At 40.7% G+C, this 18,675-nt stretch carries 19 protein-coding genes; 9 read left to right on the top strand and 10 right to left on the bottom strand.

The genetic code is table 11. The features are described from left to right. Nucleotides 1-42 precede the first annotated feature (42 nt). The gene (locus FLM54_RS02595) at nucleotides 43-2,037 is read right to left on the bottom strand and encodes an ATP-binding protein (RefSeq protein ID WP_178954976.1); all 1,995 of its coding nucleotides are present in this window, start codon (nucleotides 2,035-2,037) and stop codon (nucleotides 43-45) included. A 111-nt stretch (nucleotides 2,038-2,148) separates the two neighbouring features. Further along, the gene (locus FLM54_RS02590) at nucleotides 2,149-2,637 is read right to left on the bottom strand and encodes a GNAT family N-acetyltransferase (RefSeq protein ID WP_178954974.1); all 489 of its coding nucleotides are present in this window, start codon (nucleotides 2,635-2,637) and stop codon (nucleotides 2,149-2,151) included. 88 nt (nucleotides 2,638-2,725) lie between these two features. Here FLM54_RS02590 and FLM54_RS02585 point away from each other — a divergent pair, with 88 nt between their 5' ends. The 6 genes from FLM54_RS02585 to FLM54_RS02560 all read left to right on the top strand — a co-directional run bounded on the left by FLM54_RS02585 (nucleotide 2,726) and on the right by FLM54_RS02560 (nucleotide 8,117). Beyond that, nucleotides 2,726-3,295, top strand: coding sequence for a glutathione peroxidase (locus FLM54_RS02585; RefSeq protein WP_138608063.1), 570 nt, complete (start codon nucleotides 2,726-2,728; stop codon nucleotides 3,293-3,295). A gap of 75 nt (nucleotides 3,296-3,370) precedes the next feature. Continuing rightward, nucleotides 3,371-3,652 carry a peptidylprolyl isomerase gene (locus FLM54_RS02580; RefSeq protein ID WP_008114778.1) on the top strand — a complete coding sequence of 94 codons (282 nt, stop codon included), beginning with the start codon at nucleotides 3,371-3,373 and terminating at the stop codon, nucleotides 3,650-3,652. A 69-nt stretch (nucleotides 3,653-3,721) separates the two neighbouring features. Next, on the top strand, nucleotides 3,722-4,306 hold the full coding sequence (locus FLM54_RS02575) for a glutathione S-transferase family protein (protein WP_138608065.1): 585 nt from the start codon (nucleotides 3,722-3,724) through the stop codon (nucleotides 4,304-4,306). Nucleotides 4,307-4,317: 11 nt separating this feature from the next. Further along, nucleotides 4,318-4,668 carry a DUF2750 domain-containing protein gene (locus tag FLM54_RS02570; RefSeq protein WP_008114782.1) on the top strand — a complete coding sequence of 117 codons (351 nt, stop codon included), beginning with the start codon at nucleotides 4,318-4,320 and terminating at the stop codon, nucleotides 4,666-4,668. Nucleotides 4,669-4,756: 88 nt separating this feature from the next. Beyond that, on the top strand, nucleotides 4,757-5,437 hold the full coding sequence (locus FLM54_RS02565; RefSeq protein ID WP_138608067.1) for a hypothetical protein: 681 nt from the start codon (nucleotides 4,757-4,759) through the stop codon (nucleotides 5,435-5,437). Between the two features lie 106 nt (nucleotides 5,438-5,543). After that, a complete protein-coding gene (locus tag FLM54_RS02560) occupies nucleotides 5,544-8,117 on the top strand; it encodes a M1 family metallopeptidase (protein WP_178954972.1) in 2,574 nt (857 codons plus the stop codon). 91 nt (nucleotides 8,118-8,208) lie between these two features. On the opposite strand, the gene FLM54_RS02555 is transcribed toward FLM54_RS02560, so the two are convergent. Then, nucleotides 8,209-8,574, bottom strand: coding sequence for a hypothetical protein (locus FLM54_RS02555; RefSeq protein ID WP_008114788.1), 366 nt, complete (start codon nucleotides 8,572-8,574; stop codon nucleotides 8,209-8,211). A gap of 79 nt (nucleotides 8,575-8,653) precedes the next feature. Next, entirely contained in the window at nucleotides 8,654-9,526 is an 873-nt protein-coding gene (locus tag FLM54_RS02550) for a hypothetical protein (protein WP_178954970.1), read from the bottom strand. Between the two features lie 115 nt (nucleotides 9,527-9,641). On the opposite strand from FLM54_RS02550, the gene FLM54_RS02545 reads away from it, so the two are divergent. From FLM54_RS02545 to yjjG, 3 genes are all read left to right on the top strand, one after another. Next, the gene (locus FLM54_RS02545; RefSeq protein ID WP_008114793.1) at nucleotides 9,642-10,541 is read left to right on the top strand and encodes a phosphoribulokinase; all 900 of its coding nucleotides are present in this window, start codon (nucleotides 9,642-9,644) and stop codon (nucleotides 10,539-10,541) included. Nucleotides 10,542-10,707: 166 nt separating this feature from the next. Next, entirely contained in the window at nucleotides 10,708-11,247 is a 540-nt protein-coding gene (gene yjjX, locus FLM54_RS02540) for an inosine/xanthosine triphosphatase (RefSeq protein ID WP_178954969.1), read from the top strand. An 11-nt stretch (nucleotides 11,248-11,258) separates the two neighbouring features. Further along, nucleotides 11,259-11,933: a pyrimidine 5'-nucleotidase gene (yjjG, locus tag FLM54_RS02535; RefSeq protein ID WP_178954967.1), complete on the top strand. Its 675-nt coding sequence runs from the start codon at nucleotides 11,259-11,261 to the stop codon at nucleotides 11,931-11,933. An 87-nt stretch (nucleotides 11,934-12,020) separates the two neighbouring features. Here the strand turns inward: yjjG and lpxC are convergent, their stop codons facing one another. From lpxC to murC, 6 genes are all read right to left on the bottom strand, one after another. After that, the gene (gene lpxC, locus FLM54_RS02530; protein ID WP_010390707.1) at nucleotides 12,021-12,932 is read right to left on the bottom strand and encodes a UDP-3-O-acyl-N-acetylglucosamine deacetylase; all 912 of its coding nucleotides are present in this window, start codon (nucleotides 12,930-12,932) and stop codon (nucleotides 12,021-12,023) included. A gap of 107 nt (nucleotides 12,933-13,039) precedes the next feature. Further along, a complete protein-coding gene (gene ftsZ, locus FLM54_RS02525) occupies nucleotides 13,040-14,299 on the bottom strand; it encodes a cell division protein FtsZ (RefSeq protein WP_138608075.1) in 1,260 nt (419 codons plus the stop codon). A 21-nt stretch (nucleotides 14,300-14,320) separates the two neighbouring features. Further along, on the bottom strand, nucleotides 14,321-15,553 hold the full coding sequence (gene ftsA, locus FLM54_RS02520; RefSeq protein WP_008110678.1) for a cell division protein FtsA: 1,233 nt from the start codon (nucleotides 15,551-15,553) through the stop codon (nucleotides 14,321-14,323). A 13-nt stretch (nucleotides 15,554-15,566) separates the two neighbouring features. Next, nucleotides 15,567-16,328 (bottom strand): cell division protein FtsQ/DivIB, encoded by a 762-nt coding sequence (locus FLM54_RS02515; RefSeq protein ID WP_008465294.1) that lies wholly within the window; start codon nucleotides 16,326-16,328, stop codon nucleotides 15,567-15,569. 1 nt (nucleotide 16,329) lies between these two features. Next, nucleotides 16,330-17,250 (bottom strand): D-alanine--D-alanine ligase, encoded by a 921-nt coding sequence (locus FLM54_RS02510; protein WP_010390703.1) that lies wholly within the window; start codon nucleotides 17,248-17,250, stop codon nucleotides 16,330-16,332. Then, nucleotides 17,247-18,656 carry a UDP-N-acetylmuramate--L-alanine ligase gene (gene murC / locus FLM54_RS02505; protein WP_218648499.1) on the bottom strand — a complete coding sequence of 470 codons (1,410 nt, stop codon included), beginning with the start codon at nucleotides 18,654-18,656 and terminating at the stop codon, nucleotides 17,247-17,249. The genes FLM54_RS02510 and murC overlap by 4 nt, the downstream gene beginning before the upstream one ends. Nucleotides 18,657-18,675: the final 19 nt, after the last annotated feature.

The following is an 18,675-nucleotide window of genomic DNA, read 5'->3' as shown; positions in this document are numbered from 1 at the left end:
TTTTCGTCCATATAAATCGTGTTCATTAAAACAATTCGGTTATTAGCTACTATTTTTCACTAATTGCTCATCGGCTAAATATTCATCGAGGTTTATTTCCAAAGGAACCTGAATGCTAATGGTTGCCCCACCAAGTTCGTTATTACAGGCTTTTATAGTTCCTTGATGTAAAGAAACAAATTCACGGCACAGCGTAAGTCCTAATCCTGTCCCCCCTGCGCCACTATTTGTTTTGCTACTTTGCACAAATTTTTGAAAAACAGTTTCAAGCTCGTCTTCTGGTATACCTATTCCGCTGTCTATTACTTCAATATTTGCACAACCATTGTCTGTTTCCAATGCAACTTCGATAGTGCTATGTTCTTCGCTAAATTTTAATGCATTACTCAATACGTTTCTAAGTACCTGATTAATTTGCTCTTCATCGCATTGTGCTACAACTGGTGGGTTATCTGATTTAAATGCAATCTTAATATCTTTTTCTATGGCAATCCCAGCAACATCATCAATGCTTGTTTTAACAATAGTCGTTAAATCGCATGCTCGCGGGTTAAATGGGAATTTACCTACATCTAATTTCGACAAATCGAGTAGATTGTTAAGTAATGACAGTAGCCTTTGCCCACTTGATTCTATTCGGGTTAAATATTTTAAAAGTTTATCTTTACTAAAATCATCATCTTGAAGCTTACTGATACCAAAGCGTGAAAAACTTAGTATAGAATGCATAGGGGTTCTTAGCTCATGTGACATATTCGCCAAAAACTCTGATTTGCTTAAATTAGCTGCTTCAGCAATGTTTTTCGCATGCTCAAGTTGCGAAGTCCGCGCTCTGACCTGCTCTTCTAAAAGATCTTTGGCCTCAAGTAATAAATCTTCTTTTTGTTTTAAATGGGTTACGTTTTTAAAAATAACCGCTAATGCTATTTCACCATGATGATCAATTTCATTAAACGAGCCGACAAGTGGAATTTTACTGCCATCTTTATTGACTAGGTGTAAGTCGCAACTAAATTGCCGATTACTGTTTAAAGTCAATATTTTATCTTTTATTGCCTTTACTGAATCGTCATCTAAAAAGTGAAATAACGAGTGAGCAGTGAGCTTTTTAAACGGTAAATTAAACAGCTTTAAGCACGCGTCGTTAGCCTCTACTATTTTGCCTTTACGTTCAAAAAGTAAGATTGGATCGGGAGTATTTTTAAAAATTACTTGCAGCAAACTGTCTTTTTCAATAAGTACATCGACTGTATCTTGTAGTCTTTCAACTAGCTCTGCGTTATGACGTTTTAGCAATTCGGTTTGCCACAACTTATGTACTGCTTGTAATAACACATTGTCGTCGAGCGGCTTAATTAAAACGTCTTCAACACCTTGGCGAATTGCTTCAATCATAGAAACCTGAGCAGGACGCGAGGTTAATAATAAGCAGCGGCTATGCGGCTGTATCTGCTTAAGGCTGGTAAATATATCTAAGCCGAGCCCTTCTTTTAAACTAAAATCACTAATTAAAATATCAATCATTCTGAGTTTGGCAATATTAAGTGCCTCATCATGATTTGTAGCTGTGTATACCTCTATATGTGCACCCACTAAACTACTTTTTAGCATTTCTAAACGCTCACTAACATGATCAACCAACAAAATTGTAGGCAGTTTAAAAATATGATCAGGTCCTATTTCTAATAGATCTTCAATAAATGAAGTGATTTCTTTATTAGAAAAAAATGGATAAATAATAGTGGCATCTGGAACAAGCTCGTTTAATTTACCAAATGCATCAAGCAATTCACCACTTTCAGCCTTGGGAGCTAAAAGTAAAAATGATTGTCGGGTCGCTTGTTTTACCAACGAAGCAACCAGATTTGTTGGTGTCCCTTGTGAAAAGGCAAGCATATCGTACGCATCTATGTTGCTGCTTTGATCAAACATAGAATAATGAACTAATTCAACTTCACAACCAATTAGCTCAAGCAGTACTTTTAAGCGCATAGCAATCATGCTACTGCTATCAATAATAAGTATTTTTTGCGCCATTTATGTACACTTTTAAGAATTAATTAAACACCTTTTCAGCATAGTATAGAATTTTTGGTTTGGCATAATCGTCTACATAAATGTAATTTTTGCTTGCCTATGATTGTGGGATTACATTAAATGCTTACCAAAAATAGTCAGGCTGTACAGCTGGTTATCCATCCTTGCAACATTGGGCAACTCTCCCCATACTGCAAAATCAAAATGCTTAAATAATTTAATGCTTGGTTCGTTATGGCTAAAAATAAATCCGAGTAACACTTCAATATCGAGCTTTTTTGCTTGTTGTTGTGCAAATTGCATCAACTTTTTACCCAACCCTTTTCCTTGGGCTGCTGATGTAATGTAGATGCTTAGTTCAACGGTGCCATCGTAAGCTGGGCGCCCATAAAACGATTTATAACTAACCCAGGCTAATACTTGGTCATTTTCGCAGTAAACAAAAATAGGTCTTTGAGCTGTATGGCTATCAAACCAAGGTTGTTTGTCAGCAACGGTTACTTCTTCAGTATCGGCGGTTACCATTCGACTAGGGATAGTTTCATTATAAATGGCAACAATAGCAGTTAAATCATCAGGTTTAGCTAAACGTATAGTCATAGAAAATAAGTAAAATTGATCAATTTCGCCTATAGTAGCGTATGATAAGTTACATAAACACCCATCAAATCGCGTTCAAGGTAACCGCATGATAAGAAAATTAATATTCGGATTAACACTGGCTCTAGGCTGTGTATCTGTAACCACCAATGCAGCAGACACTAATAGCCCTTCAGCAAAGACAGATACCTGCGATGACTTCACAAATGTGTCACTGAGAAAGCTTCGTTCAACCGAAACGCTTAATCTATGTGAATTTAAAAATAAGCCACTGTTGATTGTTAACACTGCCAGCAATTGCGGCTTTACTTCTCAGTTTGAAGGGCTAGAAACGCTATACAAAAAATATAAAGAGCAAGGCTTGGTGGTGCTCGGTTTTCCATCTGACGATTTTTTTCAAGAAGAAAATGACGAAAAAGATACGGCTAAAGTCTGTTATGTAAATTACGGCGTTACCTTTCCCATGTTAGCCACCAGCGCAGTGCGTGGCAGCGATGCCAACCCTATTTTTAAGCACTTAAATGCAAAAACTAGTTCACCTAACTGGAATTTTTATAAATACGTGGTTTCGGCAGATCGTCAAACCGTGACTCGCTTTAACAGCCGCGTCAAACCCGATTCAGCAAAATTAGAAAGCGCCATCAAAAGTGCATTTTAATTTTGTGTTTTCAGTTTAACCTTACTAAGATGTTGCTTAGTAGATAAAAAACTAAACTTATAAATAGGAGATTTTATGGCAGTAGCAAGTGCAAGGCACATACTCGTAGACAGTGAAGCACAATGTTTAGACCTTAAAGATAAAATTGAGCAAGGTGAAGACTTTGCAGAGCTGGCTAAATTGCACTCTAATTGCCCTTCAGGTCAAGATGGTGGCGCATTAGGTGAGTTCGGACCTGGTATGATGGTTCCTGAGTTTGATAAGGTGGTTTTTTCAGCGCCACTTAACCAAGTACAAGGTCCTGTTCAAACACAGTTTGGTTACCACTTATTAGAAGTAACCAGCCGCTCAGAGTAAGCAAATCGATTTACTAATAAAGCCGCATTAGCGGCTTTTTATTTATGTGGAGTTGGCAAAAGCCCCAATATGCAATTACTTGGCTCTATTTCTTCCCCTTATGTTCGCCGTGTCAGAATTTGGGCACAACAAAATAACTGTGAGCTTGAGTTTATAAATCTCGACATTTTTTCAAGCGATGATCGTTCTTTAATGATGTCGCACAACCCGGCAGCTAAAATCCCTATCTTAATTGATGGCTCGCTTAACTTAAGCGACTCAAACAATATACTGCGTTACTTACTTGAAAAAACACAGCAGAACCCGTTAACTTGGCCGCAAGAGCATTTTTTAACTAGCATCAATGCCTGTAACGATTCATTGGTTGAATTATTGTTATGTCATCGTTCTGGGTTTGACACGCAAGCTGATAAACTATTTTTTAATCTGCAAAATGAGCGAATTGCGCAAACATTAGACTATTTAAATGATCATTTAAACGATGATGAATTTAAAAGCTGTGAATGCCTCAACATCAGTTTATACTGCTTGCTAGATTGGATCTGCTTTCGTGAACTCACTGATTTTAGCGCGCAATCGCAGTTAGTTAAGTTTTATGAAGCGTTTAGTCAGCGTCAAGCGGCTAAAAATACCAACCCTCGACTCAAATTTTAAAAGGTGAACACATGAGCGATATCGAAATTGAATCACAACTAGTTAGCTTTGTAGAAAAAGTACGTGTTAGTGAGCAGATCTGGGCACTGGGTGCACAAGATGGTGGCTTTGTTGTATGTGAATCAAATCAGTTTGATGACACCGATGTACTTTTACTGTGGGAATCAGAAGACGCAGCAAAAGAGCAATGTAAAGAAGAGTGGAAAGACTACAGCCCAGTAGAAATCAACCTAGATGAATTTTTAGATGATTGGGTTGAAGACCTTAAATCAGATGATGCATTGGTCGGTTTAAATTGGAATGACGATCAAGTGTGCGTAGAAATTGAACCAGTTGGTTTAGCTCGCGCTTTAAGTGAATAAGTTTTAACTGTTTATTTGCTGGCACACCCCCAATTAACAACAACGATTAGTTGGGGTATAAAATAATAAAAACTGTCAAGGTACTGCGTTGAAAACCCATCTTGGTCGTCGTCCATTCTCAGCTATGGAGTTACATACGCTCTATACCGGATATATTTATAGTGATACTCGGCTTGCCCGCGAACAAGCTAAGCACTGGCACTTTTGGCTGCCTTTAATTGCGTACTACAGTGGCGCTTATAGTGATGAAATTGGCCATTTAACCCTAGATGACTTGGTGGTTAAAAATAACATTCTCTGCTTTAGCTTTCATACTCATGGTAAAATTAAACCCCGTTTAATTCCTGTACATAACGCCCTTATTAAGGCCGGACTTAATGATTATTTAGCCTACGTAAAAGCGCAAAAACACACACGTTTACTGTTTGACCTCCCAGCAAAAACAGGACGCTACAGTGAAAAAGTACGCATTTGGTTTTCAGGCGAGGGCGAACGTGCGGGGTATTTGCAAAAATGTGCAATTCCTTCCGTGGATCAACTCGGAATGAAAACCGCGATTAGTAGTTTGCGGCTTAACTTTGAGCAGCAAATTCGTATTTATGCCCTGCAAGCAGGCTCTAAAGACTGCTTCAATTACTTAATGGGCTTTAATGATTACTCTGATGAGCATTTTGCCGATACCAAATTGCTTAATACCGTTTTACAACAAATTCGTGTTATCAATTCCTACACCCATTGGCAGCGGTTTTTAGCACGAGATAGCCACTGACAAACTTTGTTACTCTTTTCCTTATTGTTGTTCGCTTACTCTAGCAAAAAAAGCTGTTAGGATGGAGTGTACTCACTCTTCTAACAACAAAAATCTAGGGATAACTATGTTTTTTAAAAGCCTCTTAACCGTGAGCGTTGCGCTTGCGATAAATGCTGCTAACGCTAATGAATTCGTCATTGAAAAGCTCGCAAAGCCAAGTTCACAAAAAGTCGCTTTAACGCTCGACCCAAGTCAGGATACTTTTACAGGAATGACTGAAATCAGTTTGGAGGTGCTTAAACCAACACGCTATATTGAACTCAATGGTGTTGATTACGCAACCAAAATGGTTCAACTATTGGGTGAGCAAAACTGCGACTTAAACAGCGAAATGCTTAAAACCGGTAAAGTTAAATTTAGCTGCGAAGAGCAAATTCAGCCGGGTAAATACACTTTAAGAATTGATTTCTCAGCGCCATATAATCGCCAAAGTGTGGGGCTATATAAAACCCTAGATCAAGGCGTTCCTTATCTTTTCACCCAATTTGAAATGAGCGATGCCCGTCGAGCGTTTCCTGTATTTGACGAACCAAGCTATAAAATTCCATTTCAGTTAACTATTACCGCCCCCACGTCACAAAAAGTGTATTCAAATACACCTGAGTTAAAAACGACGGTGAATGGCGATATGACTACCCATTACTTTGATAAAACGCCACCAATTCCATCATACTTAGTAGCTATGGCTGTAGGCCCGTTTGAAGAACTAGAAATTAAGGGTATGCCAATTCCTGGCCGTGTGATTACTCCACAAGGTAAAATTCATTTAGCACAGTATGCAAAAGAGAATATGCCTAAAGTATTGGGCGCACTTGAAGAGTACTTTGGTATTCCTTACGTGTATAAAAAATTAGATTCAGTGGCTGTTCCAGAGTTTCCGTTTGGGGCAATGGAAAATTCAGGTTTAGTGACTTACCGCGAAGATATTCTTCTGGTTGATTTAGAAGCTGCAACGCGTAGTAAAAAGCAACGTAATGTCTCTATTATTGCCCATGAATTAGCTCACCAATGGTACGGTAACTTAGTGACTATGAAGTGGTGGAACGACTTATGGTTAAACGAAGCGTTTGCTAGCTGGATGGCAGCAAAAATTACTAAGCAACTTAACCCTGAGTTTGAATCACACCTAGATTTACCACAAAACAATGTAATGGCGTTAGATGCTCGCTTAAGCACTAAGCCAATTCGTAAACCAATTAAAACTGAAGCCGATATTATGGACGGTTTAGGCCTTGCATACAGCAAAGGCAGCTCAGTACTGGCGATGGTTGAAAATTGGATTGGTGAAGACGCATTTCAAGCTGGTATTCAAAATTACTTAAAAGAGTTCTCATATAAAAATGCCGAAGCCGCCGATTTATGGGAAGCACTCGGTAAGGCTTCAAATAAAGATGTGGCGAGTGTTTTAAAATCATTTATTGAACAATCATCATTTCCTTTAATCAAGGTTGATCAGCAAGGTAAAACTATCACCATTTCGCAAAGCCGTTTTGCTAATGCCGGTGTTGATGCTCCAGCCCAACTTTGGAATGTACCCGTTGCCATTAAGTACGGTAAAGGCGATAAAGTAAAAACTGCCAGTGTATTACTTAATAAACAAAACCAAACGCTAGAGTTAGATTTTGAGCCAGAGTGGATATATCCAGACCAAGGTGCGCTAGGTTACTACCGCTGGGTCATGGACGATGCGCAATTTAACGCACTAATTGATAATGCAGCGAGCGTATTAAACGACCGCGAGCGCCTTGCATTGTTATCAGCTACTGACGCCTTACTTGACGCAGGTATAATTTCTGCGGCTAAGCTGATGCAAACGCTTGAAGTATTTGCCAGTGATAGTCATCCACGCGTAGCTAACACTGCTTTAGGCTATTTAGCGTCTCAGCAGCGTACCTTTAAAGACGATAGCAATAAAGATTTATGGCCTACATTTATTCAAAATGCAGTCATGCCTGCCGCTAAAAAATATGGCCTAGAAGCAAAAATGGGGGAAGATGGCGCTGTTGCTCAACTGCGAGCTGCGGTGGTATCACGCTTAGGCTTTGATGGTGAAGATAAAAATGTGATCAATAAAGCTAAGCAGCAAACAGCCGCTTACTTAAAAGATCCGCAAAAAGTAGACCCTTATTTAGCGGGTACTTACTTACGTCTTGCGGCTTTTCATGGTGATAAAGCGCTGCTTGATCAGTTTATGGCAACCTTTAAAACCACTAAAGATCCACAAGTTCGTACCAATATGTTGGCAGCAATGGGTTATTTTGGTAAACCTGAACTCCAAAAAGCAGTGCTTGCATATAGCTTAACCGATGAAGTAACCGCTTCTGATATGCGTACTATTTTATCGGGGCAAAGTTACACCGATGAACGCCAAGCACTCTTTATTGATTGGATATATAGCAACTACGATAAAGTAACAGCAAGTTTGCCACCATTTTTTGTGCCTAACTTACCTTACTTTACTACTGCTAGCTGTGATGCTGAAAGTTTAGCGACAACGCAAACGTTCTTTGACGCTAAACTTGATGACGTACCTGGCTATGCGCGCACATTAAGTAAGCTTGCAGAAAGTACGAATGACTGTATTGCACTTAAAAACCGTGAACTCAAATCAGTAAATAGCTTTTTGAATAGTAAATAAACTAAAGGTTAAAGGTTAAAGGTTAAAGGCTAAAGGTTGAAGGTTGAAGATTTTATCTTGCACCTTTTGCCTTTAGCCCTGCACCATTCTATTAACCACCAATAATCATCGTTAGCTTAGCTATAAACTCTTTTGCCGCTTGTTCAGAGTTAATTTTAAAAGCGACACCATAATGAATAGGCTGTGCGCTTTTATAAATACGAGTGGGAAAACGGGTCATTTCACTACTATGAAAATAGCCTTGAGTACGCACAACCCCATCAATATCAGTAAAGTCATCACTAAACACTTCAAATGCAGGACGGATCACAATTTTACCTTTCCCCGTTTCGGCATGGGTGTAAAACGCTTCTTTAGAGTTTGCTAGCATATACTCAGCAATGTTTTTTATTTTAAAATTACTTCTACACTCTAGTTTTATCAGCTGCTCTGTTAACTCGTCTGCGCTAAATGCCACGTGACTTTCCTTTTTATTTAATAGTTAGGGTCAGACTAACTCATGCATGAGTGAAAGTCCGAAATTTATTATTTAGTGTTTATTTAACACTACATACAAACGCTAATTGCTGATTTTTATAACTCAACCGGCTAATTTCAGTATCGCAATATTGGCTTAAATCGAGCCATTGAGATATATCAGATCCAGCTGTTAATTTTCGTTGATAAATACGGTTTTTAACTGCGTAAGCAATAGTATTTTCATCTTTTAAGATGAAGTCTTGTACTTGGTTTGGCAGCCTAAGGATGTTGCTGACCTGCTTGGTTTGAGGGTCAAAACGGGCTAACTGGTGCTGGCCATTTTTACTATGACTAAATAAAAATTCACTTTGCGATTTATCGTAAATAAGTGTGCGACCAATGTTATTTGCAACAACTTCACCTTTAGCCGCAACAACCGAGGTATATTGTAATGTATGTGGCTCACCTAAAATAAACATCACTAAATCGTTGTTATTACCCCAAGCGTGGTAGCCCACAGGCTCAATCCAATCAAAAATACGACTTGGCGCCTGCTCTGTGCTCAGCGGATATTGCCATAACTTTTGTTTGCCATCTTCTTCAACCACGATAGCAGATAAACTATCACCACTCGGTGTTACTGTTGGCGAATACTCACTTACAGCTGTATTGGTGATCATGGAGGTTTGTTTTGATGATAAATCGTAAAGCGCAATATCAGTTTGGCTCTGATTATTACTGATTACCTCACGCGTATAATAAAGGCCCGTGTCGGTTAAATAGGGCTGATTGTTGTAGCTGGTTTTATCACTAACAATGCTTACGCGTATGCCATGCGGAGTATTTAAATCGGCAAGCAGTATTTGACTTTTAGGCATATTTGCCTGGGCAACGCCCAATGTTAAAGCATTAATTGTTATTAGCCCTAACAACGGTTTGATCAGTTTCATGCTTTCTCTCGTTTTAATTTTAAGCACCTCATGATAACGTTATTTACTGATGACGTCACTTGACCTAGCTTAGTAAGGTCTTTATAACTAACGGGTCATAAAAAAGAGAACAAACATGTCAGCTAAACACCCTATTATTGCAATCACCGGCTCATCTGGAGCAGGCACTACAACCACCACCAATGCCGTGAAGCATATTTTCCGCAGCCTCGATATCAATGCTGCATTTATTGAAGGTGATAGCTTTCATCGTTACACACGTCCTGAAATGGACAAAAAAATTCGAGAAGCCCAACAAGAAAGTAAACACATAAGTTATTTTGGCCGAGAAGCCAATGACTTTGGTGCATTAGAAGACTTATTTACCAAGTATGGTGAAACAGGCGAAGGTAAACTGCGCCGTTATTTACATACCTTTGATGAGGCCGTGCCTTATAACCAGTTACCTGGAACATTTACTCCTTGGCAAGAGCTTGAGCAAAATACAGATTTAATGTTTTACGAAGGCTTACATGGCGGCGTGGTCGACGAAGATCATGATGTTGCTAAGCATGTTGATTTACTCATAGGCATGGTGCCAATTATTAACCTTGAGTGGATCCAAAAGCTTATTCGCGATACCTCAGAACGCGGCCATTCTCGTGAAAAAGTAATGGACTCGATTGTACGCAGTATGGATGACTACATTAATCATATAACGCCGCAGTTTTCTCGTACTCATATTAACTTTCAGCGAGTACCCACCGTTGATACTTCCAACCCATTTAGCGCAAAAGATATCCCCTCCCTTGATGAAAGCTTTGTTGTTATTCGCTTTAGGGGCATTGATGACGTTGATTTCCCGTATTATTTACGCATGATTGAAGGGAGCTTTATGTCGCGGATCAATACGCTTGTAGTACCCGGTGGCAAAATGGGACTCGCTATGGAGCTAGTGCTTACGCCACTGATCAAAGATATTATTTTGAAAAAACGCGCCTTAGCAAAATTAGCCCCACCTGAAATTCCTATTTAAGTGTATCAATAATCTGTTAGAGACTTTTTGGTTTAGAAGATCTAACACATACAATGATCCTATGGAGCTGATCATTTCTTTTATCAAGTGATCGCAAATACATTCTGCTCTTTTTTGTTTAGTCTAACTCACGTACACTGCTGATTTTAAGTATGATGAGAGTAGTATGTCGCAAGTCATGAAAATTGTTGTCGGGTCTAAAAACCCAGTAAAAGTAAATGCCGCTAAACACATTTTTGCGATGTATTTCCCTGAGCATTTAATTGAATGTAGTGGCGTTCATGCACCTTCAGATGTACCCGATCAACCAATAGGCGAAGAACAAACGTGTTTGGGTGCACAGAATCGAGTTAACTACTGTAAAGCACAGCATCAAGCAGACTACTACATAGCGATGGAAGGCGGCGCAGCGCAATTTAGCTATGGTGCAGCAACCTTTGCCTATGTTGTTATTGATGACGGCGCACAGCAAGTTACAGGACGAAGCAGTAACTTACCTTTGCCTTCTGTTTTTTATAAAGCATTGCTGCAAGGTGAAGAGCTCGGAGATGTGATGGATAAGGCTTTTAATACCACCAATATTAAGCAGCAAGGGGGTGCTATTGGTTTATTAACTGATCATCATGCAACACGAGAAAGTACCTATACTCAAGCGCTGACTCTCGCCATGGCCCCTTTTCTTAATCCCACTTTATATAATCAATAACGGATGTTTTAATGAAGTATAACTACGTATTATTTGATGCCGACGAAACCTTATTTAGCTTTAATGCCTTTGCTGGCTTACAAAAAATGTTGGCTGCTTATGACATGGATTTTACCAAAGCAGATTATGACCATTACCAAAACACCAATAAGCCACTATGGATTGCCTATCAAAATAACGAAATTACCGCAAACCATCTGCAAGTAACTCGTTTTAGTGAGCTGGCAAATAAACTTGATGTACCAGCCCAGCAGCTCAATGATGATTTTTTATCGGCAATGGCTGAAATTTGCATGCCTTTACCCGGTGCGGTTGAATTATTAAACGCCCTTAAACCTCATGCCAATTTAGGTATTATCACTAATGGCTTTTCTCAGCTGCAAGCACGTCGTTTAGCGCATACTGGGCTGCAAGATATGTTTGATTGGCTGGTAATTTCTGAAAAAGTAGGTATTGCTAAACCTGCAAAAGAGATATTTGAGCACACCTTTAATTTAATGGGGAATCCACCTAAAGAACAAATTTTAATGGTAGGTGATACCGCCAGCAGTGATATTCTTGGTGGACGAAATGCAGGCATAGACACCTGCTGGTTACAGCACCCTGGGGTAATCTTACCTGAAGGTATTAAGCCAACGTACCAAGTCACTGAGTTAAAACAGTTACAAACTATTTTAGGTCTGTAATACCTGACTGGTTGTGGTTACAAACAGCCAAAAAAAATGACGCTAATAAGCGTCATTTTTTATAACTGTATGTAAGCGATTAACTGATTAGGCGTTTGCTAATTCAAGGCCGGGTGCAGGCATCGAAACAGGTGTTTCAAAGGTTGCCCACTCCCATGCTGACTCGGTTGCCATAATTTTGCGTAGTAACTTGTTATTTAAATCATGACCTGATTTAAATGCAGTTACTTTACCTAAAAGGTTATGACCTGTCATAAACATGTCACCTACACAGTCTAGTATCTTATGCTTGACGAACTCGTCTGGGTAACGCAGACCGTTTGGATTTAAAACTTTAAATTCATCAAGTACCACTGCACTATCCATGCTACCACCTAGTGCAAGGTTATTAGCATGCATGTATTCAATATCTTTCATAAAGCCAAAAGTACGCGCACGGCTAATTTCTTCAGTGAAGCTTTGTGCGGTAATATCTAAGCCAATGCGTTGGCGGCTTTCATTAATTGCAGGGTGATCAAAGGCAATTTCAAAGTCGATATGGAATCCGTCGTAAGGTTCTACTTCGGCCCATTTGTCGCCTTCTTCAATACGTACTTTTTCTTTAATACGAATGAAACGTTTTGCAACATTTTGCTCTTCAATGCCGCCTTTTTGTAATAAATAAATGAATGGCAATGCACTACCATCCATTATTGGAACTTCTGAGCTATCAAGTTCAACAATTAGATTGTCGATACCCATGGCCGCAACAGCTGCAATTAAATGCTCAGTAGTTGATAAGCGAACACCATCTTTGTTAATTAAACAGGTACACAATTGCGTATCACCAACGGCTTCAGGTGTTGTTTCAAAATCAACAACCGGATCAAGGTCGACACGACGAAATACAATCCCAGTATTTGCGCTCGCAGGTCGGAGAGTTATTGTGACCTTCTCACCTTTATGAAGTCCAATTCCTATGGCTTTGACTACTTGTGCAATCGTACGCTGTTTAATCATAGGTTCGCTCACTTTAAGTATATATTACAGTTAGACGGCGGAGTGTAACATAAATACGGTATAACTACAATATTTGTTCACATTTCGCACAAAAGTACTGTTTTTAATTAGTCTGCTTGTTTACGTAAAAAAGCAGGAATGTCGAAATAATCGCCACCCTCAGACTTATCTGTTTTATTAGCACTACTTGACGACGTATTCGTTGCTGAACTTGAAGAGCTAGTCGATGTGCTGCTTTGCTCTTTTGATTCAGTTTGCGATGTCGTTGCAGGCTCTTCAGTCGTGTTTGTGCCTTGGCTTGCAAAGCTAGGTACGTACATGCTGCTGCTTGTTTGTGTGCTTGAGCTAGTTACATCAGAGCCTGACGCTTTTTTGAAACCGTTATCTACAATACCAAACTGTGGACGACGATCGCCCCCTAAGCCGGTTGCAACCACGGTTACACGTAGCTCATCCGTCATTTCTGGGTCAATTACCGCGCCAACAACAACCGTTGCGTTTTCAGACGCTAGCGCCTTAACGTGATTACCCACAATTTCGAATTCTTCGATCGCGATATCCATACCCGCAGTAATGTTAACCAAAATGCCTTTAGCACCGGTTAAATCTACGTCTTCTAAAAGAGGGCTTGAAATAGCAGCTTCTGCTGCTTCTTGTGCACGATCAGGACCCGACGCAGATGCTGTACCCATCATCGCCGTGCCCATTGCAGACATAACTGTACGTACGTCGGCGAAATCCACGTTAATTAGACCCGAGCGAGTGATTAGCTCAGCAATACCTTGTACCGCACCGAACAATACGTCATTTGCTTTAGCAAATGCATCCAGTAAAGTTGTTCCTTTACCCAATACTTTTAGTAACTTGTTATTTGGAATAGTGATTAACGAGTCCACAATTTCAGATAATTCGCTAATACCTTGCTCTGCAGCAGCGGCACGCTTTTTACCTTCAAAATCAAACGGACGGGTTACCACAGCAACAGTTAAAATGCCCAGCTCTTTAGCAATTTTAGCCACGACTGGCGCAGCACCGGTACCTGTACCGCCGCCCATACCTGCCGCAATAAACACCATATCAGCGCCCTCAAGGCTAGCACGAATGGTTTCGGCGTCTTCTTCAGCCGATTCACGACCTACTTCAGGGTTAGCCCCCGCACCTAACCCAGAGGTTATTTGCGTGCCTAATTGTACTGTTACATCAGCGGCTGAATTACGTAATGCTTGCGCATCCGTATTGGCTGCGATAAAACGAACGCCTTCTATTTGTTGTTTTACCATGTGCTCAACTGCGTTACCGCCGCCACCGCCTACACCGATTACTTTTATTACAGCTTCTTCGCTGTGTTGTTCCATTATATCAAACATATTTACTCTCCGACTTGAGTACTAAAACTCGCCTTGAAACCATTTTGTGATGCGGTTCCACCAATTATTATTATCATCCGCTTTCGACTTTTGTGCATTCATCGACTGCATAGTACGCCCGTATTGTAACAAACCTACAGCGGTTGCGTACGATGGATCATCAACATAATCAGTTAAACCTACTACACCAATTGGTTTACCTATTCTTACTGGCATCTGAAAAATATCTTCAGCCACTTCCATTGCGCCAGTCATTTTAGCAGTTCCGCCAGTAATGACGAGACCTGCTGCAATTTGGTCTTCTAATCCTGAGCGACGAATTTCTTCCATCGCCAGTTCAAATAATTCTCTAAAACGTGGCTCAACCACTTCAGACAACGTATGCCTAGACATCAGTCTTGCTGGTCGCCCACCTACGCTTGGCACTTCAATCGTGTCTTCGCTGCTCGCCATTTGGCTACTTGCACAGGCATATTGTACTTTGAGTGACTCTGCATGTGATATAGGTGTGCGAAATATTTTTGCAATATCACCGGTTACTTGGTTGCCCGCCACCGGAATAACCGCAGAATGACGCAGTGCACCATTAATATAAATAGTGATATCCATAGTACCACCACCGATATCTAGCACCGCAACACCTAGCTCTTTTTCATCGTCCGTCAGTACGGAGTAACACGAGGCAAGTGCAGTGAATATAAGTTGGTCAACTTCAAGCCCACAACGTTCAACACATTTTTCTATATTTTTAGCCATGTCATTGGAGCAGGTAATAATGTGTGCGCGTGCTTCCATACGCACACCACTCATGCCGAGTGGGTTTTTAATCCCCTCTTGCATGTCAATGCTGTACTCTTGTGGCAAGGCATGCAACATTTTGCGTTCAGCTGAAATTGGTACTGAGCGAGCAATATGGATTACATTTTCAATGTCTTCATCGGTTACTTCAGTGTTATTAATAGCGACAACACCGCTTTCGTTCTGACATTGAATATGTTTGCCAGAAATACCCAAATAAACCGAGCTAATACGACAATCAGCCATCAATTCAGCTTCATCAATTGCGCGGCGAATAGACTCAGACACTAAATTTAAATCGTTAACGCCGCCTTTATCCATTCCATAAGATACTTGGCTCCCCACGCCAACAATGCTGAGCTTGTTATCTGTGGTGATTTCACCGACCGTGGCCACTACTTTCGAAGTGCCTACGTCTAATCCAATCACTAGGTTTCTTTCTGCTGACTTAGTCATGCCTTACTCTTTATTATAATTGCTGTTCTTGCATTGGCTTATAGCTCACTGCAAGGCCGGTATCGTAGCGTAAATCAATTGCATCTATCTGTGCATCAGCACGTTGTTCTATGCGTGAATAAACGTCTATAAAACGCTGTACACGCTTGGCTTTATCCTTGCGCCCTAAATTTAAACGCACGCCATTATCTAACCAAAGTTGCCACGAAAACCGCTCAGATAGCGCAAGGCTAGTGAGCGTTAGTGCATTTACTTTAAGCATTTCATCAAACTGTTTAAACGCTACCCATGCTTCTTTTTCACTGCCTTCTGGCCCATATAACTGGGGTAATGTGGCACTTAACTTATCACTTTTAGCCTCAAACGCATCGCCGCTTTGGTTAATCAATAAATCACTGTTCCAGTGAGCGACTGCTTGATGCTCTACCACGTAAACTTGGATAGTATCAGGCCATTGCTTTCTTACCGATACCGTTGCAACCCAAGGTAGTTCTTGCACTAAATGCTGAACATGCTTTACGTTTAACTCAAAAAAGCTACTTAAGTCCGCTTTTTTTATCGCGGTAGTTATTGCTTTTTCATCAGTGTATTTGGGACTCCCCAACACCGTTAGATGCTTAATTTGCGCATCTTTATTTGCAACTAACCAATGGGAAACCCCATTGGTTATTTCAATTAACCCAATCACCACAGCCAGAAAAAAGCTCACTCCAAAAATCAGCGACCAGTTAAGTTGCTGTTTTAGTTGCTGCGCTTTCTCTAAAAAGGGATGCATATTAAAGGGTTTGCTCCAAAATGCGAACAACTAATTGCTCAAAACTTGCCCCATTGGCTTTTGCAGCCATTGGCACCAATGATTTTTCTGTCATGCCTGGCACTGTATTTACTTCCAACAAGTAAAATTGGCCTTGCTGATCTTGCATTGCATCGACGCGACCCCAGCCACTTGCACCCACCAAATCAAACGCATCGAGTGCCATTGCTTGTAGTTTTTGTGTATCCGGTTGTGATAAATCAGCAGGACAATGATATTGTGTCGTACTTGACTGATATTTAGCTTGGTAGTCATAAAAACCATTTGGCGTGCTCATTTCAATCACAGGTTGTACTTCATCACCAAGCACCGTAATTGTAAATTCGCGCCCCGAGATCCACTGCTCTACCAATACTTGGCTGTCGAACTTAAATGCATTGCTGAGCGCATCTTCAAGCTCTTCTGCAGAGCTTGCTTGTGCCATACCAATACTTGAGCCTTCGTGCGATGGTTTTACCATCACTTTTTTAAACTCATCGATAATTGCTTTAGCATCAAAGCCTTTTTTAGCATCAACTACCGCATAAGGTGCTGTGCTTAAGCCTGCCGACTTAAACAAGTGCTTACAACGAATTTTATCCATTGCTAATGCTGAACCCAGTACATTACTGCCGGTGTAAGGCAAGTTCATAAACTCTAAAGCACCTTGTACTGTGCCATCTTCACCACCTCGGCCATGCAGCGCAATAAAAACGCGATCAACGTTTAAGTCTTTTAATTCCCACAATGAACGATTTTGAGGGTCAAACGCAATCGCATCAATGCCACAGGCAAGAAGTGCATTAAGGACTGCTTGACCAGATTTTAATGACACGTCGCGCTCTGCTGAGTTTCCACCTAGCAGCACCGCTACTTTACCGAACTGGGAACTTACCTGTGTCATACTTCACCTTGCTTTAATTTTTCTATCGACATATTTGTTGCTGCTAAACTTTTAACTAGCTGACCTATGTTACCTGCGCCTTGCGTAAGTACTAAGTCATTATTTTGTAGGCAGTTAGCAAGTACACCTGCAAGCTCTGAGCTTGAAGCCACATGCAATGGCTCTTTGCCACGCTGGCGTAAACTGCGGCATAAACTCTTACTATCAGCGCCCACTATCGGCTCTTCGCCTGCACTGTAAACATCAAGCAATAGCAACTGATCAACCTCGGCGAGTACTTTCACAAAATCTTCGTATAAATCGCGAGTACGAGTATAGCGATGCGGCTGATAAACCATCACTAAACGCTTATCAGGCCAGCCTTCTCTCGCTGCGGTGATGGTAGCTGCCACTTCTGATGGGTGATGACCATAGTCATCTACTAACATCACATTACCGCATTCGTTTGCAAATTCACCATAATGCTGAAAACGACGGCCAATGCCTTCAAAAGTATCTAATGCCGCTAAAATTGCATGATTAGCTATGTTTTGATCTTTTGCCACCGCAATCGCTGCGGTTGCATTTAAGGCATTGTGTTTACCTGGCATATTTAACTTGGCGGTTAAACTCTCGCCTTGTTTATTAGTAACAGTAAATTGGCATGTATTGGCTGTTTGGCTAAATTCACTCATTCGATAGTCAGCATCTTGCGATTCACCATAAGTGATCACCGGACGACCAAAGCGAGGTATTAATTCTGCGGCAACGTCTGAATCTATACACACTACAGCTAGCCCGTAAAACGGCAGGTTATGAATGAATTCAACATAAGTATCTTTCATTTTTTCTAAGCTGCCGCCGTAAGTTTCCATGTGATCTTCTTCAATATTAGTGATCACCGATACCATAGGTTGTAAATGCAAAAATGAAGCATCGCTTTCATCCGCTTCAGCGATTAAAAAGTCGCTTTTGCCTACTTTAGCATTGCTGCCAGCACTATTTAATAAACCGCCAATAATAAAGGTTGGATCGAGCCCTGCTTGTGCATAAATACTGGCAATTAAACTGGTTGTTGTGGTTTTGCCATGGGTACCGGCAATAGCAATACCATGACGAAAACGCATCAGCTCAGCTAACATTTCTGCACGGCGAACCACCGGAATACGTGCAGCTTGCGCGGCTTGAATTTCAGGGTTTGTTTTATCAATTGCACTTGAAACCACCACCACATTAGCGTCTTTTACATTATTTTCATGATGTCCAATAAATACTTCAGCGCCCGCTTGAATTAAACGCTCGGTCATGGCGCTATGCGCTATATCTGAGCCAGTAATACGGTAACCTTCAAAAGCCAATACTTCTGCAATACCGCCCATACCTGCACCACCTATTCCTACAAAGTGAATAGTTTCAATGCGGCGCATCGCAGGGCGTGTATATTTT

This window comes from Pseudoalteromonas sp. Scap25 (assembly GCF_013394125.1).
GTDB lineage: Bacteria > Pseudomonadota > Gammaproteobacteria > Enterobacterales > Alteromonadaceae > Pseudoalteromonas.
This window is presented reverse-complemented; position numbering and strand designations above follow the sequence as displayed.